The organism is Pseudomonas sp. PvP089, from assembly GCF_017875165.1.
Taxonomy (GTDB): Bacteria; Pseudomonadota; Gammaproteobacteria; order Pseudomonadales; family Pseudomonadaceae; genus Aquipseudomonas; species Aquipseudomonas fortuita.
This window is the reverse complement of the sequence record NZ_JAGGME010000001.1, coordinates 4,816,296-4,838,089: the sequence shown is the minus strand read 5'-3', so window position 1 is coordinate 4,838,089 and position 21,794 is coordinate 4,816,296. Positions and strand designations below refer to the sequence as shown.

Sequence of the window (21,794 nt, the reverse complement as noted above, 5' to 3'; positions counted from 1 at the left end):
CAAGAAGTGTCAGGCATGACACCAATGTATAGTTTTCAACTTATCCATCTTGAAAGCCGATAGATCGATGAACCTCAAGCAGCTCGAATACGCCCTCGCCGTGGCCGACACTGGCAGTTTTACCCGTGCCGCTGAGCGCTGCCATGTGGTGCAGTCGGCGCTCAGCCACCAGGTGGCGCGGCTGGAAGCGCAGCTGGGTGTAAGCCTGTTTGAGCGCAGTTCGCGGCGGGTGCGCCTGACGCCTGCCGGTGAGGCCTTTGTGCTCAGCGCGCGGCCGGCGGTGGACGCGGCCCGGCGCATTGCCGATGACGTGGCGGCGGCATGCGGGCAGGTGCGCGGGCGGCTGGCGATAGGGGAAATCAGCTCGCTCACGGCGCTGGACCTGGTCGACTTGCTGGCCGTGTTCCACGGACGATTCCCGGATGTGGATGTGCGCTGGATCACGGCCAAGAGCGAATGGCTGATAGCCGATGTGGTCGAGCGGCGCCTGGACGTTGGTTTCATTGGCCTGTGGCAGGGCGAGGTGGTGCAGGGCGTGCAGCATCGGTTGCTGGCCAGGGAGGAACTGGTGGCGTTGTTGCCGGTTGATCATCGGCTGGCCGGCTGCGGGCAGCTGGCTTTGGCCGATCTGGCGGATGAAGTGCTGGTGGATTTCCCCGAAGGCACCGGGGCGCGGCGCCAGACAGATGAGGCGTTTCAGGCAGCGGGGCTGCAGCATCGGGTGCAATTCGAGATCGGCCATGTGCGCCTGGTGGAAAAGTTCGTGCAGCGGGGCATGGCGGTGGGCCTGGTGCCGGAACGGGTGGCCCAGGGTTTCGAAGGTGTGGCACTGGCGCGGTTGGTAGATGCGCCGGTGCGGCACCTGTATGCCGTGTGGTCCTCCAGCCCGACGCCTGCTGCCCGGGCGTTTCTGGAGGTGATGGAACAGCATCTGGGGGGCAATGATTGAGCCTGTTCTGGCCCCATTGCCGGCAAGCCAGCGCCCACGGGAACCCCACGGGTTCAAGGCCTGTGGTGATCTTGTGGGCGCTGGCTTGCCGGCAATGGGCCGAAACAGGCAACCCATCAATTCAAGCGGCAAACCCACCATCAATCGTGAGGCTTGCCCCGGTGATATACCCCGCCTCTGGCCCAGCAAGGTAAGCCACAAAGCCGGCAATTTCTTCCGGCTCGCCATACCGTCCAATCGCCATCAACGGGATCAGGCTCTCGGCAAACTCGCCACTGGCGGGGTTCATGTCGGTGTCCACCGGCCCCGGCTGCACGTTGTTCACGGTAATGCCCTGTGGCCCCAGATCACGCGCCATGCCACGGGTCAGGCCAACCAGCGCCGACTTGCTCATGGCATAAGGCGCACCGCCGGCAAATGGCATGCGCTCGGCGTTGGTGCTGCCAATATTGATGATGCGCCCGCCCTGGCCCATGTAACGGGCTGCGGCCTGGCTGGCGACAAACACGCTGCGTACGTTCACCGCCAGCATGCGGTCAAAGTCGGCCAGGTCGAATTCGGTCACCGGTGCTACCGCCAGCACACCGGCGTTGTTGACCAAGATATCCAGCCTGCCAAAGGCCTTCACGGCGTCATCCACTGCCAGTTGCACGGCGGCTGCGTCGGCGCTGTCGGCCCGCAGGGCCAAGGCTTTGCCGCCGTTTTCGGTAATCTCGCGGGCCAGGTCTTCTGCCGGGCCGGCGGAGCTGACATAGGTGAAGGCCACTTGCGCACCTTCGCGTGCCAGGCGGCGCACGATGGCTGCGCCTATGCCGCGGGAACCGCCCTGAACCAGGGCCACTTTGCCTTCGAGTGAAAGTTGCTTGGACATGCTGATCTCCTGCTGGAAGCCAGGCCGAAATGCCTTGGATGGGCAAAGTATCGGCGCTTGATTACCTGCTGATAAGATGGCAATCACTATCAGCAGAGTAAACCTTGGGTTGGCAATGATGGCCGTGGAATCGTTCAACGCGTTGGAGTGCTTCATCCGCAGTGCCGAGGTCGGCAGCTTTGCCGAAGCTGCCAGGCGCCTGAGCATTACCCCCGCCGCCGTGGGCAAGCACGTGGCTCAGCTGGAGGCGCGCCTGGGCGTGCGGTTGTTCCAGCGTAGTACCCGCAAGCTGACCCTGACTGAGGCGGGGCAGCGTTTTCTGGGCGAAGTCAGCGACAGCTTTCGTACCATCCAGTATGCCGTGGCCAACCTGGCCAGCGCCGAAGGCCAGCCGGCCGGGTTGTTGCGGGTGAGCATGGGCACTGTGTTCGGGCGCTTGTATGTGTTGCCCTTGCTGGGTGAGTTTTTACGGCGTTATCCGGCGATTACCCCGGATTGGCATTTCGACAACCGCCAGGTCGACCTGATCGGCCAGGGCTTCGATGCAGCGATTGGCGGTGGTTTCGATCTGCCGCCGGGGGTGGTGGCGCGCAAGCTGACCCCGGCCCACCGGGTGTTGGTGGCAGCACCGGCCTACCTGCAGCGGCACGCACCGATTGACGACCCGCAGGTGCTGCAGCGGCACGACGGCATCCTGATCCGCTCACCGCAGACCGGGCGGGTGCGCTCGTGGCCTTTGACCAGCCGCTGGCAGGCGCAGCAGCCGATGCAACTGCGCCAGGCGATGACCATGAGCGATTCGGACGCGGCGTGCGCGGTGGCCGAGCAGGGGCTGGGGATTGCCCTGGTGAGCCTGCCATTTGCCGTGCCATACCTGCAGGCAGGGCGGCTGCGGCGGGTGTTGCCTGACTGGTACGTGGATGACGGGCATATCAGCCTGTATTTCGCCGAGCACAAGCTGATGCCGGGCAAGACCCGGGCGTTCATCGATTTTGTGGTGGAGCAGTTTGCCGAACAGGGGTTGGCGGGGCGGTTCGATGCCTTGCAAACCCTTTAGGTGTGTTTTGCCTGACCGAAACTTATCGCCGGCAAGCCAGCTCCCAGAGGGAGCCTGCAGTATTCAGGCCTGTGGTAATCCTGTGGGAGCTGGCTTGCCGGCGATAGGGCCCGGTCAGGCAATACCCGTAATGAACAATGCCTGCGCCCCCAGGCTCACCTCATCATCCACCCGCTTGCCCATCAATTGCTGCCCCAGCGGTGAGCGCGGGGTGATCACGGTCACCCGCTCATCCCCCTCACCAATCTTCAACCCCGCCGCCTCAGGCCCGAGGAACAACCGGCGCTGCCCGCCAGCGTCATCTTCCAGGGTCACCAGGTTGCTGATCTGCACCCCGCGCGCCGGGTCATGGTCGCGCAGCAGCAATTGCTGGTAGGTCAGCAGCGCCTGGCGGATCTCGGCGCTGCGGCGGGCCTGGCCGGTGGCCAGGTACGAAGCTTCCAGGCCCAGGGTGTCGTACTTGTTCTCGGCAATGTTCTCTTCGGCGGTGGCAGTTTCGTAGGCGCTTTGCGCCGCGCGGGTCAGCACGTCAAGGTCATGCTCGAGGGTGGCGACGATCTGCGCCAGCAGGCGGGTCTTGTCCATGGTCAGTAACAGAACTCCAGCACGTTGGCCTGGCTTTTGTCGGTGGGGGCGGTGCGGTTCTGCTGCATCCAGAACTGGCATTTGGGGCTGTTGAGGTTGCGCGGGTTGCCCTGCGCGGCCTCGGCGGCCTGTTGCAGTTCCTGTTTGCGCAGAATGCCCTTGTAGTGCTCGAACATCTCGGCCTGGGCGTCTTGTGCCGGGGCTGGCGCCGGGGGGGCGGCAGGCCGGTACACACCGGGGGCCACGGCCTGGGCCAGCGGCTGCACCTGCTGTGGCCACAGTTGCAGCGCCAGCCACAGGCTCGCGGCAATGGCCACGGCGCCCAGCCACAGGCCAAAGGCAACGCACACAATCAACGGCAGCGGCTTGAGGGTGATCTTGAGTTCACGGTGACGGGCCATGGCAGCCTCCTGGCAGGGTAGGTCGGGGTACATTGTCGCATGCACTTGAGCATTTTTCCGTGCGGGTGCTTTTGTCGGCGACAATTTATCCGCAGAATTCGCGTTTTTTGCACCAGAACGGGAGGGGCGGGTGAAAGCCACCTGGGACATTTTCTGCAGCGTCGTCGACAACTACGGCGACATAGGCGTGACCTGGCGCCTGGCCCGGCAACTGGTGGCTGAGCATGGCCTGGCGGTGCGCCTGTGGGTAGATGACCTGAACGCGTTCACGCCCATGTGCCCAGGGGCTGATGCCAGCGCAGCACAGCAGTGGCAGCACGGTGTGGATGTGCGTCAGTGGCCTGCGGCCTGGCTGCCGGTGGCACCGGCCGATGGGGTGATCGGCGCCTTCGCGTGCCAGTTGCCGGCGGCCTATGTAGAGGCAATGCGTGCCTGCGCCACGCCGCCGCTGTGGCTGAACCTTGAATACCTCAGTGCCGAGGACTGGGTGGAGGGCTGCCATGGCTTGCCTTCGCCGCAGCCCAACGGCCTGCGCAAGGTGTTTTTCTTCCCCGGCTTTACCGAAAAAACCGGCGGCCTGCTACGCGAGGGCTCGCTGCTGGCGCGGCGTGATGCCTTCCAGCAGTCGGCCGGGGCACGCCAGGCGTTTCTGCAGGAGCTTGGGGTAGCGCCCGAGCAGGGGGCATTGCTGATATCGCTGTTTGCCTACGAAAACCCGCAGTTGGCCAGCTGGCTGAATGCCTTGGCCACAGGCGCGCAACCGTGCCACCTGCTGGTACCGCAAGGGCGTATCGTGGCGGGGCTGAGCCAGTGGCTTGGCGAGGTGCCGCTGCAGGTGGGCAGCGTGCGCAAGCGGGGCGCGCTGACCGTGCAGGTGCTGCCGTTCGTCAGCCAGGACGACTTCGACCGGCTGCTGTGGAGTTGCGATTTCAACGCGGTGCGTGGTGAAGACTCGTTCGTGCGGGCGCAGTGGGCCGGGCAGCCGATGCTGTGGCACATCTATGTGCAGGACGAGAACGCCCACTGGGAAAAGCTCGAAGCGTTTCTGGCGCATTATCGACGCGGCCTGTCAGATGAAGCCGATGCCGCCCTGCTGGGCCTGTGGCGTGCCTGGAACATGGACTGCGACATGGGCCAGGCGTGGCAGGCAGCCCGCCAGCACTGGCCGGAACTGCAACGGCATGCCCGGCTTTGGGCGGTGCGACAGGCCGCTCAGCCGGACCTTGCCACAGCGCTAGTACACTTTTACCGAAATTCGCTATGATACGCGGCCTCGATTTTTATAAATCCATCCAGATTCGGATACTTCGTAATGAAAACTGGTAAAGAACTGAAACCCGGTACCGTCCTGCGGATCGACAACGACCCGTGGCTGGTTCAAAAAGCTGAGTTCACCAAGTCGGGCCGTAACAGCGCGATCATGAAGACCAAGCTGAAGAACCTGCTGACCGGCTACAAGACCGAAACCGTATACGGTGCGGACGACAAGCTGGACGACGTGATCCTGGATCGCAAAGAAGCGACCCTGTCGTTCATCAGCGGTGACACATACACCTTCATGGACACCACCGACTACACCATGTACGAGCTGAACGCCGAAGACATCGAGGCCGTTCTGCCGTTCATCGAAGAAGGCATGGAAGACATCTGCGAAGCTGTGTTCTTCGAAGACCGTCTGGTATCGGTAGAGCTGCCGACCACCATCGTGCGTAAGGTTGCCTACACCGAAGGTTCGGCTCGTGGCGACACTTCGGGCAAAGTCATGAAGCCTGCCAAGCTGGCAAACGGTACTGAACTCAGCGTTGCTGACTTCATCGAAATCGACGACCTGATCGAAATCGATACCCGCGAAGGCGGTTCGTACAAAGGCCGTGCCAAGAAGTAATTCTTCTTGCAATGTGCACAAAAAACCCGGCCTCGGCCGGGTTTTTTGTGCCTGCGACTTAAACCGTCACATGCAGGCGCACATCCACGTTCCCGCGGGTAGCGTTGGAATACGGACAAACTTTGTGAGCCTTTTCCACCAAGCCTTCGGCATCGGCCTGGGGCAGGCCTGGCAGGTTGATGTGCAGGTCGATGTCCAGGCCGAAACCGCCTGGGATCTGGCCAATGCCCACCTTGGCGGTGATAGAGGCATCTGCCGGCAGGGCCTTCTTCTCTTGCCCGGCCACGAACTTCAGGGCGCCGATGAAGCAGGCTGAGTATCCGGCAGCGAAAAGCTGCTCGGGGTTGGTGCCGTCACCGCCTGCGCCGCCCAGTTCCTTGGGCGTGCTCAGGCTGACTGCCAGCTTGCCGTCGCTGGAATTCGATTTTCCGTCGCGCCCACCGGTGGAGGTAGCTTCTGCGATGTACAGCGGAGTGACCTTTTGCATCTTGAGCCTCGCTAATGTGCTGTGCGCTCCCGGTCAAGGAGGGCGCGGATTGGTGTGGGATTTAAATTAGCGCGCAATTAGTTTGCGCGCAAGATAAATCATTGCCGTCCATCCGAACGGCCAGTGCACAGCATAGCTGTCAGAGGTTTTTCTGCAGGTTCTCGCGCAGGTTCAGCAGGTCGGCCTGCAGTTGCTGCAACTGCTCCAGGCTGCGCCCGCTGGCTTTGAGGATGCACTGCGGCACTTCTTTGGCCTGCTGTTGCAGGGCGCGGCCCTTTTCAGTCAGCTGCACCATTACTACCCGTTCGTCCTCCCTGCTGCGGTTACGCTGCAGCAGGCCTTCACTTTCCAGGCGCTTGAGCAGTGGCGTCAGGGAGCCCGGGTCGGTCAGCAGGTGCTGGCTGATTTCGCCCACTGTCAGGTCGTCGCGCTCCCACAGCACCAGCATGGCCAGGTACTGTGGGTAGGTCAGGCCCAAGGCTTGCAGCAGCGGTTTGTAGACCTTGGTCATCAGCAACGAGGTGGAGTGCAGGGCGAAGCAGACCTGGTTGTCCAGCAGCAGCTCGTCGCAAGAGGCTTGGGTGTCGGCGTTCATGCAGGTCCTTGAAATTGATCAATGGGGAATTCTGGCACGCTTATTTTTAGTGCGCGCATTACTCACGCAGTTCACTGCGCAAGGCCAGGTCCCAGGGTGGAATCGGGCTGAAGCGGCTCTTGAGGAATTCGAGCAGCAAACGGCTGCGAGAGTTCGTTTCATGTTCCAGCCGTAGTGCGTAAATGCCGCTGGTCTCGGCTGCTGGCAGGCCGCCGTCGCAAAACAGCGGAACCAGTTCGCCACGCAGCAGGTATTCGCTGATCAGCCAGGTAGGCAGGTGGGCAACACCTAAGCCGGCGAGCGCACCGAACAGCAAGGTTTCGGCATTGTTGGCGGCCATGCGCATGCGCGCAGGACGGTACAGGCGCGTTTGCCCGGCCACGTTGAAGCGCCAGGCGAACGGCGGGGCCAGGCCGTCCCAGTCCAGGCCGTCATGCCCAGGCAGTTCGCTGGGGCAGGTGGGCATGCCGCGGCTGGCCAGGTAGGCGGGGCTGGCGCAGGCGACGCGCACCATGTAAGCCAGCGGCGTGGCGACCAACCGGGTGTCGGCCAAGGGGCCGGCACGCAGTACCAGGTCGACCTCGCCCAGGTGGCTGCCCTGCAGGTCGACGAAGCTGTCGATCAACCGCAGTTGCACATCCAGGCCGGGGTAGGCCACCAGGAAGTCGGCGATGGCGGGGGCCAGATGGCGGCGGCCGAACGCGGCGGGGGCGTCGATGCGGATCAGGCCTTCGGGGGCGTTGCTCAGCGATACCGCTTCAGCCCGGGCCAGGCGCAGCTCCTCGATGATGCGCCTGGCCCGTTCGGCAAAGGCATTGCCTGCGGGTGTGGCGCGCACGGCATGGGTGCTGCGGGTGAACAGGCGGCTGCCGACGGCGCTTTCCAGGTTGTCGATGCGCCGGGCCACAGCGGACGGGGTCAGCGGGTGACGGCGGGCGGCGGCGGAAAAACTGCCAGCCTCCAACACATCGAGGAACAGGCTCAATTGGTCGGTCAGGGTATCGGGGCTCATGGCTGCCTTGCTTTTGCGAAAAACGCATAGCCATTGTGCGCTGCTGTGCGTTTCCCCGCCAGCACACAGTCGTTAGCATGCTCGCATTATCTGTACAGGCAAACGAGGCCCTGATGATCGAGTGGTTGTTGTATATCGTGCTGGGCGCTGCCTTGGGCACCATGGGGGGCTTGTTCGGTATTGGTGGGGGGCTGATCGCAATCCCCGCGCTGGGCGTGCTGTTTGGTCTGGACCAGCAGTTGGCGCAGGGTACGGCGCTGGTGATGGTGGTGCCGAACGTGCTGCTGGCGTTATGGCGCTATCACCAGCGCAACCGCATCGAGCTGCGCCATGCCTTGCCGCTGTCGGCGTGCAGCTTTTTGTTTGCCTGGCTGGGGTCGATCTGGGCAGTGGGGCTGGATGCGCAATCCATGCGCCTGGGCTTTGTCGGCTTTCTGGTCGCCCTGGCGGTGTGGAACGTGGCGCGCATGTTCATGAAGGCATCGCCGCCCAGTGCCGAACTGCGTTATGCCTGGCCCTGGCTGGGCGTGCTGGGCAGTTTTGCCGGCACCATGGGCGGCTTGTTCGGCGTGGGCGGGGCGGTGGTGGCCACGCCGATCCTGACCAGTGTGTTCGGCACCACCCAGGTGGTGGCGCAGGGGCTGTCGCTGGCGCTGGCCGCGCCGAGTACTTTGGTGACGTTGGTGACCTATGGGGTGCACCACAGTGTCGACTGGGCGGTGGGGATTCCGTTGGCGGTGGGTGGTTTGCTCAGCATCAGCTGGGGGGTGAAGCTGGCTCATGCGTTGCCGGAGAAGGTACTGCGGGCGATGTTCTGTGTGTTTTTGGTGGTGTGTGCGGTGATGCTGGGGTTTGAACTGTGAGATTGTGGGGCCGCGTTGCGGCCCATTCGCGGGACAAGCCCGCTCCCACAAGCCCCAATTATTTGAAACCCTCAACGATGTAGTCGGCCATACAGTCGGTAATCGGCGAGGGGTTCTGCGCACTGCGCACCAGCATCACATTGGCTAAGGGCAACTGCGGCAGCCCGTCCTGTTCACCCAGTATGCGGATATTGCCACCAATCAGGCTTTGCAGTTGCGCCGTCACCGCCAACCCTGCCGTGACGATGGCAAAGATCGCCGCCAGGCTGGGGCTGGTATAGGCAATGCGGTAGTCGATACCTTGTGCTTGCAGTGCATTGCAGGTCCAGGCCCGGCAGAAGCAGTCGGTATTGAACAGTGCCACGGGCATCGGCCGCTGTTCCTGTGGGCAAAAGCCTTCGGCGGCGGCCCACACCAAGCGTTCCTGGCGCAGCAATTGGCCCACCTCGTTACCTGGTTCGCGGGTGACAATGGTCAGGTCCAGGTCCTGGCGCAGCATCAATTGCTTGGAAGAGTCGCAATGCACTTCCACCTGCACCAGCGGGTAGGCCTGGGCAAAGCTCGACAAGATGGTCGGCAGAAAGCGCATGGCGTAGTCGTCAGGCGTGCCAATCCGCACCAGCCCGACCATGTGCGGCATGCGCAGGGTATTGAACACCTCGCCATGCAGCTTGAGGATGCGCCGGGCATAGCCCAGCAGCACCTGGCCCTCGGCGGTGAGGCGAACCTGGCGGCCGTCGCGCTCGAACAGCTGGCGCTGCAGGATGTCTTCTTCCAGGCGTTTCATCTGCATGCTCACCGCCGATTGGGTGCGGTTGACCACTTCGCCGGCGCGCGTAAAGCCGCCTTGCTCGGCGATGGCGACGAAGGTGCGCAATACGTCCGCATCGAGGCTCTGGTACTGGGACATTGCATCAATCTCCGAGATGCATGGCATCAGAAACATTCGTTGGATTGATCTTAAGCCCGGCGCGAGACTGAGGCCATCCAACACGGAGGGCTTCACGATGAAAGGTCATGTCAGCAGCATCCAGCAACCTGCCTTTTCCCTGAACCACCTGTGGCATGCGGCCCTGCAGCGTCCGGCGCGCTGGCTGCAGCTGTACCGCCAGCGCCAGGAGCTGGCCAGCCTCAGTGACGCAACCTTGCACGACTTGGGGTTGAGCCGGGCGGATATCCAGCAAGAGGCCGAGCGGCATTTCTGGGATGATCCGCTGAGGAAGTGAGTGTGGGCCGGGCGCCTGGCTTCTCAAGGCATGCGCCCCAGCCTCACCGCCGGACTTGCTTCAACGTCTCGGCAATCAAAAACGCCAACTCCAGCGACTGATCGGCATTCATCCGCGGATCACAATGGGTGTGATACCGGTCAGACAACGCATCCTCGGTAATCGGCCGGGCGCCACCGATGCATTCGGTGACATTCTGCCCGGTCATCTCGATATGAATGCCGCCAGCATGGCTGCCCTCGGCCTGGTGCACCTGGAAGAACTGCTTCACCTCATCCAGGATCTGCGCAAAGTCGCGCGTCTTGTAGCCGCTGCTGGCCTTGATGGTATTGCCGTGCATCGGGTCGGAGCTCCACAGCACCTTGCGCCCCTCGCGCTCGACGGTGCGGATCAGCCCCGGCAGGTGGTCGCCAACCTTGCTCGCGCCCATGCGCACTATCAGGTTCAGGCGCCCGGGGTCGTTGGCCGGGTTCAGCGTGTCGATCAGGCGGATCAGCTCTTCGGGGTTCATGCTCGGGCCGACCTTGACCCCGATCGGGTTGTGCACGCCGCGCAAAAACTCCACGTGGGCGCCGTCGAGCTGGCGGGTGCGGTCGCCTATCCACAGCATGTGCGCCGAGCAGTCGTAGTAGTCGCCGGTCAGGCTGTCCTGGCGCACGAAGGCTTCTTCATAATTCAACAGCAGCGCTTCGTGGGCAGTGAAGAAGCTGGTTTCGCGCAGTTGCGGCGCGCTGTCCAGGCCGCAGGCACGCATGAATGCCAGTGTTTCGTCGATGCGGTTGGCCAGTTGGTGGTACTTGTCGGCCAGTGCCGAGTTGGCGATGAAATCCAGGTTCCACTTGTGCACCTGGTGCAGGTCGGCAAACCCGCCCTGGGCGAAGGCGCGCAGCAGGTTGAGGCTGGCGGTGGCCTGGTGATAGGCCTGCAGCAGGCGCTCCGGGTCGGGGATGCGGCTTTTGGCGTCGAAACCGATGCCGTTGACGATGTCGCCGCGGTAGGCGGGCAGGGTGATGTCGCCAATGGTTTCATCGCCCGAGGAGCGCGGCTTGGCAAACTGCCCGGCCATGCGCCCCACCTTCACCACCGGGCAGCCGGCAGCAAAGGTCATCACAATGGCCATCTGCAGCAGCACCTTGAAGGTGTCGCGGATTTTTGCCGCCGAGAACTCGGCGAAGCTCTCGGCGCAGTCGCCACCTTGCAGCAGGAAGGCGCGGCCTTCGGTAACCTCGGCAAACTGCCTGCGCAGCTCGCGTGCCTCGCCCGCGAACACCAGCGGCGGGTAGCTGGCGAGGGTCTGTTCAACCTTCAGCAGGTGCGCAGCATCGGGGTAGGTCGGTTGCTGCTGGATCGGCAGGGTGCGCCAGCTGTCAGGGCTCCACGGTCGGTTCATCTCGGGCTCGGTCTTGTAGGTTGTAGGCTATAGGCCATGGTAACAGTTGGCGCTGCGCTTGTTGCATCAAGGGTGTTGACGGACAATGCGCGTTTTGCGCGGGTGGGTGGTAAGCATGACGGCGGAACGGGAAGAGCGGCTACTGGCACGGGTAGAGGACGCTTTTGGCGTCATCAGCGTGTATGAAGTCGACGACTACCGCTTTCTGGAATTCGGCGATGCCATCGAGCAGAGCTGTGTGTTCACGGCCGACCCCAGCTGGCTGGAGTACGACTACACCCGCGCCATGCTGGTGGGGGCGTTGTGCCATGAACAGCCGGAGAGCGCGCTGTTTCTTGGCCTGGGTGCCGGCACGCTGACCCAGGCCTGCATGAAGTTCCTGCCACTTGAAGACATCGAGGCCATCGAGCTGCGCCCGGACGTACCGCGCCTGGCCATGGAGCACCTGGGCCTGGATGATGACCCTCGGTTGTACGTGCGCATCGGTGATGCCATCGAGTTGCTGCCCACGGCGGAGAAGGCCGACCTGTTGTTTGTCGACCTGTACACCGACCATGGGCCGGGCGTGGGGCACCTGGCATGGAAATTCCTGGAAAACTGCCAGCAGCAACTGAACCCGGGCGGCTGGCTGGTAATCAACCAGTGGGCTACCGACGACGGCAAGCCGCTGGGCGCGGCATTGCTGCGCGGGCTGTACCATCGGCATTACTGGGAGCTGCCGGTGAAGGAGGGTAATGTGATCTTGCTGGTGCCGGCTGATCTTGAGCAGGTGCTGGATCTGGAGGGGTTGCGTGCCCGGGCCGAGGCGCTGGCGCCGCAGCTGGGTTATAGCCTGGATGGGTTGATCAAAGAGATTCGGCCAGCAACTTGAACGCCTGACGCGGCCATTTGTGGGAGCGGCCCCGGCAATCTATGCGGCGTGGCTTAAATCCTGGGGGCGCTTCGCACCCCTTTCGCGACGCAAGGCCGCTCCCACACAGATCGGGTGAGGCTTCAGGGAATTATCGATTCAGCGCGGATTGGTTGATGGCCCGATAATGGCCTTGCCCCCTGAAAATATTCCTCACGGTTGCCGCTATTTCAGGTATAGTACGCGCCGGTCTTTTAGCGGACCTCAAAATCAGGTGGTGCAAATCCTCCGAGTCCAGCTTCGGCTGCGCGTCCGCTAGGCGGACCTTCCCAAGTTTTCTTTTTCAATCGTTTTCGCAAATCCCCGCCGCCAAAGCTGCCTGGGTGACCTGACGGTCTTTCAAGGCATGTGCAGCTTTGGAGCATGGGTCTTTGCGGATGCACCTAGAGGCAGACCCATGACCCAGGAAACCGGCGGCTTCGCCGCTCTCGATCTTAATCCGAACATTGTTGCTGCTGTGGTAGCTACCGGCTACGAAGAGCCGTCCGCCATTCAGCAACAATCGATCCCGATCATCCTCGCCGGTCACGACATGATCGGCCAGGCGCAGACGGGCACCGGCAAGACCGCTGCCTTCGCCCTGCCGATCCTCAACAAGATCGATGTGAGCAAGCGCGAACCGCAAGCCCTGATCCTGGCGCCAACCCGTGAGTTGGCGCTGCAAGTAGCTACCGCTTTCGAAACCTACGCCAAGCAGATGCCGGGCGTGAACGTGGTTGCCGTATACGGTGGTGCCCCGATGGGCCCACAGCTGCGTGCAATCCGCAACGGCGCGCAAATCGTCGTCGCCACCCCGGGCCGCCTGTGCGACCACCTGCGTCGTGACGAAAAAGTCTTGTCCACCGTGCAGTACCTGGTACTGGACGAAGCCGACGAGATGCTGAAGCTGGGCTTCATGGATGACCTCGAAGTGATCTTCGACGCAATCCCGGCTACCCGTCAGACCGTACTGTTCTCCGCAACCCTGCCGTCGTCGATCCGTTCGATCGCCGAGCGCCACCTGCGCGAGCCCAAGCACGTCAAGATCCAGACCAAGACCCAGACCGTAACCGCGATCGAGCAAGCCCACCTGATGGTCCATGCCGACCAGAAGATCCCGGCTGTGCTGCGTCTGCTGGAAGTGGAAGAGTTCGACGCACTGATCGCCTTCGTGCGTACCAAGCAAGCCACCCTGGACCTGGCCGCCGCCCTGGAAGCCAAAGGCTACAAGGCTGCCGCGCTGAACGGCGACATCGCCCAGAACCAGCGTGAGCGCGTGATCGACTCGCTCAAGGATGGCCGCCTGGACATCGTCGTCGCCACCGACGTCGCTGCCCGTGGTCTGGACGTACCGCGCATCACCCACGTGTTCAACGTTGACATGCCGTACGACCCAGAGTCCTACGTGCACCGTATCGGCCGTACTGGCCGTGCCGGTCGCGAAGGCCGTGCGCTGCTGCTGGTCACCCCGCGTGAGCGCCGCATGCTGCAGGTGATCGAGCGTGTAACCGGACAGAAAGTTGCCGAAGCCCGCCTGCCGAATGCCCAGGCCGTGCTGGATGCCCGCATCAAGAAGCTGACCTCGAGCCTGGCGCCGCTGGTAGCCGAAGCAGAAGCCACCCACGGTGAACTGTTCGACCGCCTGACCACCGACCTGGGTTGCAGCGCACGTGCGCTGGCTTCGGCCTTGCTGCGCAAAGCCACCAATGGCCAGGCGCTGGACCTGGCTGCGGTAGAGCGTGAGCAGCCGCTGGTGCCGGGCGTTGGTGCCCCGCGTGGTGAGCGTGGTGAGCGTCCTGAGCGTGGCGAGCGCCCTGACCGCGGTGACCGCGAGCGCCGTGCGCCGCTGCCGCTGGCCGAAGGCCGTGTACGTTGCCGTACCGCCCTGGGTGCCCGCGACGGTATCGCTGCCAAGAACCTGCTGGGCGCGATCCTCAACGAGGGTGGCCTGGCGCGTGATGCCATCGGTCGCATCCAGGTTCGCGACAGCTTCAGCCTGGTCGAGCTGCCGGAAGACGGCCTCGAGAAGCTGCTGTCCAAGCTCAAGGACACCCGCGTAGCTGGCAAGCAGCTGAAGCTGCGTCGCTACCGCGAGGATTGATCCTGGCGCTATAAAAAAATCCCCGGCCCAGGTCGGGGATTTTTTTTGCCTGTACCGGCCCTTTCGCGAGCAAGCCCGCGAAGAGGCCCTTCAGTCGAACCGATATATATCCATCCCCAGCGCCCCTAGGGTAAACCCCTGATGCACCACGCCAAACCTGCTCCCAGCCCCCAGGGCAAAGAACAGCGGCAGCAAATGCTCATCACTGGGATGGTTACGCACGGCATGTGGCGCCTGCTTCCGGTAATCCAGCAATGCCGCTTGGTCATCTTCCTGCAGCCGCTCCACCACCCAATCCCTGAACGCCAGCGCCCATGGCTCGATCACATCCGGCCCTGCATGCCAGTCCAGTTCCCCCAGGTTATGGGTGATGCTGCCCGAACCCACCAGCAAGATGCCCTCGGCACGCAAGTTCGCCAGCGCCTGGCCCACCTTCACCTGCAGCGCAGGCCCCATGTGGCTGGGCAGGGAAACCTGCACCACGGGAATGCTTGCGTCCGGGTACATCAGCGACAGCGGCACCCAGGCGCCGTGGTCGAACGGCCGCTGGGCGTCCAGCCGGGCTGGCAGCCCCGAAGCTTTCAACAACTCGCTGACCTGGCCTGCCAGGGAAGGCTCGCCCGGCGCCGGGTACTGCACCGCATACAAGGCCGGTGGAAAGCCGTAGAAGTCGTGCCAGGTTTCTGGCTGTGCACTGCTGGTTACCAGCAATTCACGGCTTTCCCAGTGCGCTGACACCACCACGATTGCCTTGGGGCGTGGCAGGCTGTTGGCCAGCCCGGCCAAGGCCGGCCCGCTGGCACCCGGGTGCAGGGCGAGCATGGGCGAACCATGGGAAATGAACAGGCTGGGCAGCATGGCAAGGTCCTGAAGGTTAAGATGCACTCATCTTCGGTCAGAAACTGATCGATATCCATCGCAAGTTTTACGCGTTTTCTATCGGTTTACTCGATAAACAAGGAGCAACCATGGAGCCAGCTTTCTGGCACAAGCGGTGGGTCGATAACCAGATCGGCTTTCATCAGGGGCAGGTCAATTCGTACCTGCAGGCGCACTGGCCGTCACTCGGCCTTGAGTCTGGTAGCCGAGTGCTGGTGCCGCTGTGCGGCAAAAGCCTGGATTTGATCTGGCTGGCCGGGCAGGGGTACCGAGTGTTGGGTGTGGAGCTGTCGCGACGCGCGGTAGAGGATTTCTTCCGCGAGCACGGGCTTGAAGCCGAGGTGCAGCAGCGCGGGGACTTCGAAGTTTGGCGCAGTGGTGACGTGGAGCTGTGGTGTGGTGATTTCTTTGCGTTGCGTGCGCAGGATATCGGCGACTGCGTGGGGCTGTATGACCGGGCGGCGCTGATTGCGCTGCCGGCGCAAATGCGCGCGATGTACATGCAGGCGCTGACGGCTTTGCTGCCGGCCAATTGCCGGGGTTTGGTGGTGACCCTGGATTATGATCAGTCACTGCTGCCCGGGCCGCCGTTTTCAGTCGGGGACGCAGAGGTGCGGCAGGGGTTTGCAGGGTGGCAGCTGCATGAGCTGGAGGCGGTAGAGGTGATTCAGGAGAGCCCCAAGTTTGTGCAGGCCGGGGTTTCCAGTCTGTTGGAGCGGGTTTACCGGCTTGGCCGGTAATACGAAAAAGGGCGACCAAAGTCGCCCTTTCTGTATTACCCGATGGATCAACCGCGACGGCGCAGGGCCTCGATACGGTCTTCCAGGGGCGGGTGGCTCATCAGCAGCCCGGCCAGGCCGTGCTTGAGGCCACCGTTGATGCCAAAGGCCTTCATGGTGTCTGGCATGTGCACCGGCAGGCCTTGTTCCACGCGCAGGCGCTGCAGGGCGCCGATCATGGCCGAGGTGCCAGCCAGTTGCGCACCGGCTTCGTCGGCGCGGTACTCGCGGCGGCGCGAAAACCACATCACGATCATGCTGGCCAGGATGCCCAGGATCAGCTCGGCAACGATGGTCGCCACGTAGTAGGCAATGCCTTGGCCTTCTTCGTTCTTGAAGATGACCTTGTCGACGAAGTTGCCGATGATGCGTGCGAAGAACATCACGAAGGTGTTCACCACGCCCTGTACCAGCGCCAGGGTGACCATGTCGCCATTGGCCACGTGGCCGATTTCGTGGGCCAGCACCGCCCGCACTTCATCGGGCGAGAAACGCTCCAGCAGGCCCTGGGACACGGCTACCAATGCGTCGTTGCGGTTCCAGCCGGTGGCGAAGGCGTTGGCCTCGTACGCCGGGAAGATACCCACCTCGGGCATTTTGATACCCGCTTCACGGGACAGCTCTTCGACCGTTTGCAACAGCCACTGCTCGTGGCGGGTGCGCGGCTGGCTGATGATCTGGGTGCCGGTGCTCATCTTTGCCATCCACTTGGAGATGAACAGCGAGACGAGGGAGCCGGCAAAGCCGAACACGGCGCAGAACACCAGCAGGCTGCTGAGGTTCAGGTCGACCCCGTTGGCGGCCATGAACCCGTTGAAACCGAACAGGCTCAGGGTAATGCTTGCAACCAGCACCACCGCAAGGTTGGTGGCCACAAACAACAGAATGCGCATCATGGTTGTTACGTTCTCCTGACGGATGAATTGTCGCTTACTGCGGGGTATATAAGGGGCCTGTCGCGCCGATTCAATCGGCCGACTATTTCAAACTGTGTACGGCGGAGTATGGCAGAGGATGACGCGGGGGCTGTGGGATAGAGCGTTGCAGGATGTAAGAAACACCCTGTGAGAGTGCGAGGGGCTGCTTTGCAGCCCATTCGCAGCACCAGGCTGCACCTACAGGAGAACGCGTACACCTGTAGGCGCAGCCTGGTGCTGCGAAGAGGCCATCATTTATTGCGAATACGTCCGCAGGAAATTGCCGATCCGGCCAATCGCCGCTTCCAGGTCATCCACCCGCGGCAAGGTCACCACGCGGAAGTGGTCCGGCCACGGCCAGTTGAACGCCGTACCTTGTACGATCAGCAGCTTTTCCGACAGCAGCAGGTCCAGGGCGAACTTCTCGTCGTTGAGGATCGGGCACACCTTCGGGTCGATCCGCGGGAAGGCATACAGCGCACCCATCGGCTTCACGCAGCTTACACCCGGGATATCGTTTAGCAGCTCGTAGGTACGGTTGCGCTGCTCCAGCAGGCGGCCTGGCGGCAGCACCAGGTCGTTGATGCTCTGGTAGCCGCCCAGTGCGGTCTGGATGGCATGCTGGGCCGGCACGTTGGCGCACAGGCGCATGTTCGCCAGCATGTCGATGCCTTCGATGTAGCTGAGCGCGTGGTGCTTGGGCCCGGAGATGATCAGCCAGCCGGAACGGAAGCCCGCCACCCGGTAAGACTTGGACAGGCCGTTGAAAGTCAGGCACAGCAGGTCTGGTGCCAGCGAGGCGGTGCTGATGTGTACCGCTTCATCGTACAAAATCTTGTCGTAGATTTCGTCGGAGAACACCACCAGGTTGTGCTGGCGGGCCAGCTCCAGCATGCCCAGCAGCAGCTCCCTGGAGTACACCGCGCCGGTCGGGTTGTTCGGGTTGATGATCACCAGGGCCTTGGTGTTCGGGGTGATCTTGGCCTTGATGTCTTCAAGGTCGGGGAACCAGTCGGCCTGCTCGTCGCACAGGTAGTGCACCGGCTTGCCCCCGGCCAGGCTTACGGCGGCCGTCCACAGCGGGTAGTCGGGGGCCGGGATCAGCACTTCGTCGCCGTTGTTCAGCAGCGCCTGCATCGACATGACAATCAGCTCGGAAACGCCGTTACCGAGGTAGATGTCCTCAATGGTGACGCCTTCGATTTCCTTTTGCTGGCAGTACTGCATCACGGCCTTGCGTGCACTGAACAGGCCTTTGGAGTCGCTGTAGCCCTGCGCGGTGGGCAGGTTGCGGATCACATCCTGGAGGATTTCATCGGGCGCCTCGAAGCCAAACGGCGCTGGGTTGCCGATGTTCAGCTTGAGGATGCGGTGGCCTTCCTCTTCCAGGCGCTTGGCGTGCTTGAGCACTGGGCCGCGAATGTCATAGCAGACATTGGCGAGCTTGTTCGATTTGCTGAACTGCATGATGGGATCCCGATATGAGAAAACGCGCTACGCCCCGCCGAAAGGTTTGTAACGGCAGGAAGCGGGTGCCAGACTGAACGCCTGGCACACGAAGCCAACTAATATACGTGCCACCCGCGCCCCGGAAAAGACGGCGCGAGGTGAAATTCAGCCTGCCGAGGTTTCCATATGCAAAAGATCGAAAAAACCCTGGAGCAATGGCGGTCGATGCTCGACCCCGAGCAGTACCAGGTATGCCGCCTAAAAGGCACTGAGCGGCCGTTCAGCGGCAAGTACAACAGCGAGCGCCGAGACGGCATCTACCATTGCATCTGCTGCAACGCGAAACTGTTCGATGCGCAGACCAAGTTCGATTCCGGCTGCGGCTGGCCCAGCTTCTACGCGCCGATCGAAGACAGTGCGATGATCGAGATCCGTGACACCTCCCACGGCATGATCCGTACCGAAGTCACCTGTGCCCGCTGCGACGCGCACCTGGGCCACGTGTTCCCCGATGGCCCGCCACCGACTGGCCTGCGCTACTGTATCAACTCGGTGTGCATCGACTTGCGCCCGCGCGACTGACCGGAGCCCTGACATGGCTGGATCGATGCTGGACATCCCCTGCGTGACCCTGGGCGGCGAGCAAAAGAAGCTCGGCGACTTCCCGGGCAAGGCGTTGCTGGTGGTCAATACCGCCAGCCAGTGCGGCTTTACCCCGCAGTACAAGGGCCTGGAGCAACTGTGGCAGGCCTACCGCGAGCGCGGCCTGGTGGTGCTGGGCTTTCCCTGCAACCAGTTCGGCAAGCAGGAGCCGGGCGACGCGCGGGACATTGCGCAGTTCTGCGAACGCAACTTTGGCGTGAGCTTCCCGCTGTTTCGCAAGATCGAAGTCAACGGCCCAGGCACCCACCCGTTGTTCGTCGAGCTCAAGCAGCGCGCACCGGGCATTTTGGGCAGCCAGAAGATCAAGTGGAACTTCACCAAGTTCCTGGTCGACCCGGCCAGCGGCCAGGTGTCGCGTTATGCACCCACTACCAAGCCACAGGCCTTGGCAACAGACATCGAGCGCCTGCTTAGCCGCTGAGCGGAACCCAGTGGTCGATCAGCGCCAGTAGCTCTTCGCGGCGAAATGGCTTGGCCAGGTAGTCGTTCATGCCCGCGGTCCGGCAGCGCTCGCGCTCCTCGGGCATGGCGTTGGCGGTGAGGGCGACGATTGGCAGGTTGGGCCAGCGGCCGCTCTGGCGGATGCGTCGGCTGGCTTCGTAACCGTCCATCACTGGCATGTTGCAGTCCATCAGCACCAGGTCGAAGTCATCCCGTTCCAGCTGCTCCAGGGCCTCGGCGCCCTGCGTGGCCAGTTGCACCTGGCAGCCGAGCTTGGCCAGCATGCCCTTGGCCACTAACTGGTTCACGGGGTTGTCTTCCACCAGCAAGATGCGCGCGCGGCCTGCCTCCAGGCTGATGGCCGGGCTGGCCAGCGGGTGCTCGGGGTCGAAGCCTTGCAGGGTGCGGCGCAGGGTCTGGTACAGGGCGTTGCGCGCCAGTGGCCGGGCCAGTTGATGGAGTGGGGCGAGGGCGGCGGATTGCTCGCTGGACAGGAAGTTGCCGTAGGCGGTCACCAGCAAGATGGGGGTTTTCAGCGTTTGGCGCAGTTCGAACAGGCGCTCTACGTCGTCGGTGATCAGCAGGTCCATCGCGGTGGCGGCTAGCGTCGCGCTGCTGTCATGCCGCTGGTAGGTCAAACCCCAGGCGGGCAGCAGGCCCTGTAACAGTTCGTTGAGCCCGCTGCCTGCATCGCTCAGGGCGGCCACACGCCCATGCAGCGGCAACGGTGCTATGGCTTCAGTGTGCACGACCAGCGGCAGCTCGGCGCTGAAGCAGCTGCCAAAGCCCGCTTCGGAGCGAATGTGCAAATGGCCTTGCATGGCCTTGCACAGGTTGCGCGTCAGCGCCAGGCCCAGGCCGGTGCCGCCGTACTGGCGGGTGATGCCGGCGCCGGCCTGGGTAAACGGCTGGAAGATCCGTGCCTGGGCGTCTTCAGGGATGCCGATGCCGGTATCACGCACCTCTAGCCGGACACCGCCGACGATAGTCACCAGGCGCACATCGACGCGGCCGAAGCGGGTGAACTTCAGCGCGTTGGACAGCAGATTGCTGACGATCTGCCGCACCCGCGTGGGGTCGCCGAGCACACTGCTGGGGAAGTCACGGGCAATCAGGCAGGTCAGTTCCACGCTCTGTGCGGTGTTCTGAGACAGCAGGTTGGCGGTGTCCTCCACCATCGAACCCATGTCGAACGGAATGCGTTCCAGCTCCAGCTGGCCGGCATCGAACTTGGACAGGTCGAGGATATCGTTCAGCAACTCCACCAGTACTTTGCCCGAGTCGTGGGCAATCGCCAGTTGCTGGCGCTGCTCGCTGGGTAGCGGGCTGTCCAGGGCCAGGGCGATCATGCCGAGCATGCCGTTTAGCGGGGTGCGGATTTCGTGGCTCATGTTGGCAAGGAACGCCGCACGCGCCTGGGCCATGTCCAGCGCGCGGCGGCGCGCTTCTTCCAGCTCCTGGTTGGACAGGCTCAGGCTGTTGTTGCTGGCCTTCAACTCGTTGGTGCGTGCCGAGACGATGTCTTCCAGTTCGTTCAGGTACTGGGTAAGGCGGTTTTCGGCGGTGCGCCGCTGCTCGATCTCGGTGGCCATGCTGACGAACTGCTGGTTGGCGACTTTCACCAGCACGCCAATTTCGTCGTGCTCGTGGCCGTGCGGGCAGTCCAGGCGGGTTTGCCGGGGTTTGCGCGGGTCGCTGCCGCTGAGCGCGCCGATCACCGTGACCAGTGGCTTGGTCAGCATCATGTAGAATAGCGCCAGCAGAATGCCGGTCAGCACCAGGCTACGGGCAAAACCGTTGAGCAGGGTGATGCCGGCGCGTTCGAGAAAGCGGCTGCCGAAGGCAAAGGTGTCGACGTCCAGGTACAGGGTGCCCAGGTTTTCCTCTGGCATGTGGGTCAGGTACAAGCGTTCCTTGAACTGGCGCTGCTCGCCGAACAGGAAGTCGCTCAGCGGCCGGTAGCGATGTTGCAGCCTGGGCCGCTCGACGTCGGCCAGCACGGTGTCGTTGTTGTCGATCAGCCGCGCACGGATGATGGCCGGCGACTGCAACAAGCCGCGGGTCAGCTCCAGCGCCAGCTCCGAGTCGATGTTGTAGGCGATGCGCGAGGCCGGGTTGTGGCTGATTTGCAGCAACGCATTCACTTCACGGTTGATGGACGCATCTTCGCTGGCATAATCGATGCCGATCTGGATGAGACTGAGCAATGTTCCCAGGATGAAGCCGACCAGGACTGTCAACCGGGCTTGCTTGTATGACAGGCGATTGGTGAACTTGATATCCATGAGTCCCGAGCCGGTTTCCCGTTCCTTGCGCTGCGCAAGCATAGCCGATCAACCCCGGCTACTGGTGGGT

22 protein-coding genes and 1 pseudogene are annotated in these 21,794 nt (G+C 62.9%); 11 read left to right on the top strand and 12 right to left on the bottom strand.

What is annotated here, in order from left to right; genetic code table 11:
* The first annotated feature begins 67 nt into the window (after positions 1 to 67).
* Positions 68 to 949 carry a LysR family transcriptional regulator gene (locus J3A71_RS22070; protein ID WP_145913227.1) on the top strand — a complete coding sequence of 294 codons (882 nt, stop codon included), beginning with the start codon at positions 68 to 70 and terminating at the stop codon, positions 947 to 949.
* 121 nt (positions 950 to 1,070) lie between these two features.
* Here J3A71_RS22070 and J3A71_RS22065 read toward each other — a convergent pair whose 3' ends face one another.
* Entirely contained in the window at positions 1,071 to 1,820 is a 750-nt protein-coding gene (locus tag J3A71_RS22065) for a 3-oxoacyl-ACP reductase family protein (protein ID WP_016485435.1), read from the bottom strand.
* A gap of 118 nt (positions 1,821 to 1,938) precedes the next feature.
* Between J3A71_RS22065 and J3A71_RS22060 the strand changes: the two genes are divergently transcribed.
* Complete coding sequence (locus J3A71_RS22060) at positions 1,939 to 2,877, top strand: LysR family transcriptional regulator (RefSeq protein WP_024717730.1); 939 nt, start codon at positions 1,939 to 1,941, stop codon at positions 2,875 to 2,877.
* Between the two features lie 114 nt (positions 2,878 to 2,991).
* Here the strand turns inward: J3A71_RS22060 and J3A71_RS22055 are convergent, their stop codons facing one another.
* The gene (locus tag J3A71_RS22055) at positions 2,992 to 3,462 is read right to left on the bottom strand and encodes a GreA/GreB family elongation factor (protein ID WP_016485437.1); all 471 of its coding nucleotides are present in this window, start codon (positions 3,460 to 3,462) and stop codon (positions 2,992 to 2,994) included.
* Positions 3,463 to 3,464: 2 nt separating this feature from the next.
* Complete coding sequence (locus J3A71_RS22050; protein ID WP_016485438.1) at positions 3,465 to 3,863, bottom strand: hypothetical protein; 399 nt, start codon at positions 3,861 to 3,863, stop codon at positions 3,465 to 3,467.
* Positions 3,864 to 3,993: 130 nt separating this feature from the next.
* On the opposite strand from J3A71_RS22050, the gene earP reads away from it, so the two are divergent.
* Both earP and J3A71_RS22040 read left to right on the top strand, forming a co-directional pair.
* The gene (earP, locus tag J3A71_RS22045) at positions 3,994 to 5,127 is read left to right on the top strand and encodes an elongation factor P maturation arginine rhamnosyltransferase EarP (protein ID WP_095117196.1); all 1,134 of its coding nucleotides are present in this window, start codon (positions 3,994 to 3,996) and stop codon (positions 5,125 to 5,127) included.
* A gap of 48 nt (positions 5,128 to 5,175) precedes the next feature.
* Positions 5,176 to 5,748 (top strand): elongation factor P, encoded by a 573-nt coding sequence (locus tag J3A71_RS22040; protein WP_016485440.1) that lies wholly within the window; start codon positions 5,176 to 5,178, stop codon positions 5,746 to 5,748.
* Between the two features lie 58 nt (positions 5,749 to 5,806).
* Here the strand turns inward: J3A71_RS22040 and J3A71_RS22035 are convergent, their stop codons facing one another.
* The 3 genes from J3A71_RS22035 to J3A71_RS22025 form a co-directional block, all read right to left on the bottom strand.
* Positions 5,807 to 6,235 (bottom strand): organic hydroperoxide resistance protein, encoded by a 429-nt coding sequence (locus J3A71_RS22035; RefSeq protein ID WP_096425742.1) that lies wholly within the window; start codon positions 6,233 to 6,235, stop codon positions 5,807 to 5,809.
* Positions 6,236 to 6,374: 139 nt separating this feature from the next.
* Entirely contained in the window at positions 6,375 to 6,830 is a 456-nt protein-coding gene (locus J3A71_RS22030; RefSeq protein ID WP_016485442.1) for a MarR family transcriptional regulator, read from the bottom strand.
* 58 nt (positions 6,831 to 6,888) lie between these two features.
* Positions 6,889 to 7,842, bottom strand: a complete 954-nt coding sequence (locus tag J3A71_RS22025) for a LysR family transcriptional regulator (protein ID WP_016485443.1) — start codon at positions 7,840 to 7,842, stop codon at positions 6,889 to 6,891.
* 113 nt (positions 7,843 to 7,955) lie between these two features.
* Between J3A71_RS22025 and J3A71_RS22020 the strand changes: the two genes are divergently transcribed.
* A complete protein-coding gene (locus J3A71_RS22020; protein WP_024717729.1) occupies positions 7,956 to 8,705 on the top strand; it encodes a sulfite exporter TauE/SafE family protein in 750 nt (249 codons plus the stop codon).
* Between the two features lie 58 nt (positions 8,706 to 8,763).
* Here the strand turns inward: J3A71_RS22020 and J3A71_RS22015 are convergent, their stop codons facing one another.
* Positions 8,764 to 9,615, bottom strand: coding sequence for a LysR substrate-binding domain-containing protein (locus J3A71_RS22015; protein WP_095117221.1), 852 nt, complete (start codon positions 9,613 to 9,615; stop codon positions 8,764 to 8,766).
* 97 nt (positions 9,616 to 9,712) lie between these two features.
* Here J3A71_RS22015 and J3A71_RS22010 point away from each other — a divergent pair, with 97 nt between their 5' ends.
* Positions 9,713 to 9,931 carry a DUF1127 domain-containing protein gene (locus J3A71_RS22010; protein ID WP_013971536.1) on the top strand — a complete coding sequence of 73 codons (219 nt, stop codon included), beginning with the start codon at positions 9,713 to 9,715 and terminating at the stop codon, positions 9,929 to 9,931.
* Positions 9,932 to 9,974: 43 nt separating this feature from the next.
* Here the strand turns inward: J3A71_RS22010 and J3A71_RS22005 are convergent, their stop codons facing one another.
* A complete protein-coding gene (locus J3A71_RS22005; protein ID WP_096425744.1) occupies positions 9,975 to 11,321 on the bottom strand; it encodes a 3-deoxy-7-phosphoheptulonate synthase class II in 1,347 nt (448 codons plus the stop codon).
* Between the two features lie 115 nt (positions 11,322 to 11,436).
* Between J3A71_RS22005 and J3A71_RS22000 the strand changes: the two genes are divergently transcribed.
* A complete protein-coding gene (locus tag J3A71_RS22000; RefSeq protein WP_016485447.1) occupies positions 11,437 to 12,192 on the top strand; it encodes a spermidine synthase in 756 nt (251 codons plus the stop codon).
* Positions 12,193 to 12,594: 402 nt separating this feature from the next.
* Positions 12,595 to 14,311: pseudogene (locus J3A71_RS21995) on the top strand (DEAD/DEAH box helicase).
* Between the two features lie 90 nt (positions 14,312 to 14,401).
* On the opposite strand, the gene J3A71_RS21990 reads toward J3A71_RS21995, so the two are convergent.
* On the bottom strand, positions 14,402 to 15,169 hold the full coding sequence (locus J3A71_RS21990) for a class III extradiol ring-cleavage dioxygenase (RefSeq protein ID WP_209953268.1): 768 nt from the start codon (positions 15,167 to 15,169) through the stop codon (positions 14,402 to 14,404).
* 110 nt (positions 15,170 to 15,279) lie between these two features.
* Here J3A71_RS21990 and J3A71_RS21985 point away from each other — a divergent pair, with 110 nt between their 5' ends.
* The gene (locus J3A71_RS21985; RefSeq protein WP_209953266.1) at positions 15,280 to 15,930 is read left to right on the top strand and encodes a thiopurine S-methyltransferase; all 651 of its coding nucleotides are present in this window, start codon (positions 15,280 to 15,282) and stop codon (positions 15,928 to 15,930) included.
* Between the two features lie 47 nt (positions 15,931 to 15,977).
* On the opposite strand, the gene htpX is transcribed toward J3A71_RS21985, so the two are convergent.
* Together htpX and J3A71_RS21975 are read right to left on the bottom strand one after the other, a co-directional pair.
* The gene (gene htpX, locus J3A71_RS21980) at positions 15,978 to 16,865 is read right to left on the bottom strand and encodes a protease HtpX (protein ID WP_012271122.1); all 888 of its coding nucleotides are present in this window, start codon (positions 16,863 to 16,865) and stop codon (positions 15,978 to 15,980) included.
* A 276-nt stretch (positions 16,866 to 17,141) separates the two neighbouring features.
* Positions 17,142 to 18,353, bottom strand: a complete 1,212-nt coding sequence (locus tag J3A71_RS21975; protein WP_016485452.1) for a pyridoxal phosphate-dependent aminotransferase — start codon at positions 18,351 to 18,353, stop codon at positions 17,142 to 17,144.
* Positions 18,354 to 18,521: 168 nt separating this feature from the next.
* On the opposite strand from J3A71_RS21975, the gene msrB reads away from it, so the two are divergent.
* Both msrB and J3A71_RS21965 read left to right on the top strand, forming a co-directional pair.
* A complete protein-coding gene (gene msrB / locus J3A71_RS21970) occupies positions 18,522 to 18,917 on the top strand; it encodes a peptide-methionine (R)-S-oxide reductase MsrB (RefSeq protein ID WP_016485453.1) in 396 nt (131 codons plus the stop codon).
* A 13-nt stretch (positions 18,918 to 18,930) separates the two neighbouring features.
* A complete protein-coding gene (locus J3A71_RS21965; RefSeq protein ID WP_060518438.1) occupies positions 18,931 to 19,419 on the top strand; it encodes a glutathione peroxidase in 489 nt (162 codons plus the stop codon).
* On the opposite strand, the gene J3A71_RS21960 is transcribed toward J3A71_RS21965, so the two are convergent.
* The gene (locus J3A71_RS21960; RefSeq protein ID WP_016485455.1) at positions 19,409 to 21,766 is read right to left on the bottom strand and encodes a response regulator; all 2,358 of its coding nucleotides are present in this window, start codon (positions 21,764 to 21,766) and stop codon (positions 19,409 to 19,411) included. The two genes, J3A71_RS21965 and J3A71_RS21960, sit on opposite strands and share 11 nt — an antisense overlap.
* Positions 21,767 to 21,794 lie beyond the last annotated feature (28 nt).

Excerpts from the sequence above, each read along its gene's own strand:
- msrB (WP_016485453.1), top strand. The coding sequence starts at position 18,522 with ATGCAAAAGATCGAAAAAACCCTGGAGCAATGGCGGTCGATGCTCGAC.
- J3A71_RS22065 (WP_016485435.1), bottom strand. The coding sequence starts at position 1,820 with ATGTCCAAGCAACTTTCACTCGAAGGCAAAGTGGCCCTGGTTCAGGGC.
- htpX (WP_012271122.1), bottom strand. The coding sequence starts at position 16,865 with ATGATGCGCATTCTGTTGTTTGTGGCCACCAACCTTGCGGTGGTGCTG.
- J3A71_RS22000 (WP_016485447.1), top strand. The coding sequence starts at position 11,437 with ATGACGGCGGAACGGGAAGAGCGGCTACTGGCACGGGTAGAGGACGCT.
- J3A71_RS22070 (WP_145913227.1), top strand. The coding sequence starts at position 68 with ATGAACCTCAAGCAGCTCGAATACGCCCTCGCCGTGGCCGACACTGGC.
- J3A71_RS22030 (WP_016485442.1), bottom strand. The coding sequence starts at position 6,830 with ATGAACGCCGACACCCAAGCCTCTTGCGACGAGCTGCTGCTGGACAAC.
- J3A71_RS22005 (WP_096425744.1), bottom strand. The coding sequence starts at position 11,321 with ATGAACCGACCGTGGAGCCCTGACAGCTGGCGCACCCTGCCGATCCAG.
- J3A71_RS21975 (WP_016485452.1), bottom strand. The coding sequence starts at position 18,353 with ATGCAGTTCAGCAAATCGAACAAGCTCGCCAATGTCTGCTATGACATT.
- J3A71_RS22040 (WP_016485440.1), top strand. The coding sequence starts at position 5,176 with ATGAAAACTGGTAAAGAACTGAAACCCGGTACCGTCCTGCGGATCGAC.
- J3A71_RS22010 (WP_013971536.1), top strand. The coding sequence starts at position 9,713 with ATGAAAGGTCATGTCAGCAGCATCCAGCAACCTGCCTTTTCCCTGAAC.
- J3A71_RS22035 (WP_096425742.1), bottom strand. The coding sequence starts at position 6,235 with ATGCAAAAGGTCACTCCGCTGTACATCGCAGAAGCTACCTCCACCGGT.
- J3A71_RS22055 (WP_016485437.1), bottom strand. The coding sequence starts at position 3,462 with ATGGACAAGACCCGCCTGCTGGCGCAGATCGTCGCCACCCTCGAGCAT.
- J3A71_RS21985 (WP_209953266.1), top strand. The coding sequence starts at position 15,280 with ATGGAGCCAGCTTTCTGGCACAAGCGGTGGGTCGATAACCAGATCGGC.
- J3A71_RS22020 (WP_024717729.1), top strand. The coding sequence starts at position 7,956 with ATGATCGAGTGGTTGTTGTATATCGTGCTGGGCGCTGCCTTGGGCACC.
- J3A71_RS21990 (WP_209953268.1), bottom strand. The coding sequence starts at position 15,169 with ATGCTGCCCAGCCTGTTCATTTCCCATGGTTCGCCCATGCTCGCCCTG.
- J3A71_RS22060 (WP_024717730.1), top strand. The coding sequence starts at position 1,939 with ATGGCCGTGGAATCGTTCAACGCGTTGGAGTGCTTCATCCGCAGTGCC.
- J3A71_RS22015 (WP_095117221.1), bottom strand. The coding sequence starts at position 9,615 with ATGTCCCAGTACCAGAGCCTCGATGCGGACGTATTGCGCACCTTCGTC.
- J3A71_RS22050 (WP_016485438.1), bottom strand. The coding sequence starts at position 3,863 with ATGGCCCGTCACCGTGAACTCAAGATCACCCTCAAGCCGCTGCCGTTG.
- J3A71_RS22025 (WP_016485443.1), bottom strand. The coding sequence starts at position 7,842 with ATGAGCCCCGATACCCTGACCGACCAATTGAGCCTGTTCCTCGATGTG.
- J3A71_RS21965 (WP_060518438.1), top strand. The coding sequence starts at position 18,931 with ATGGCTGGATCGATGCTGGACATCCCCTGCGTGACCCTGGGCGGCGAG.
- J3A71_RS21960 (WP_016485455.1), bottom strand. The coding sequence starts at position 21,766 with ATGCTTGCGCAGCGCAAGGAACGGGAAACCGGCTCGGGACTCATGGAT.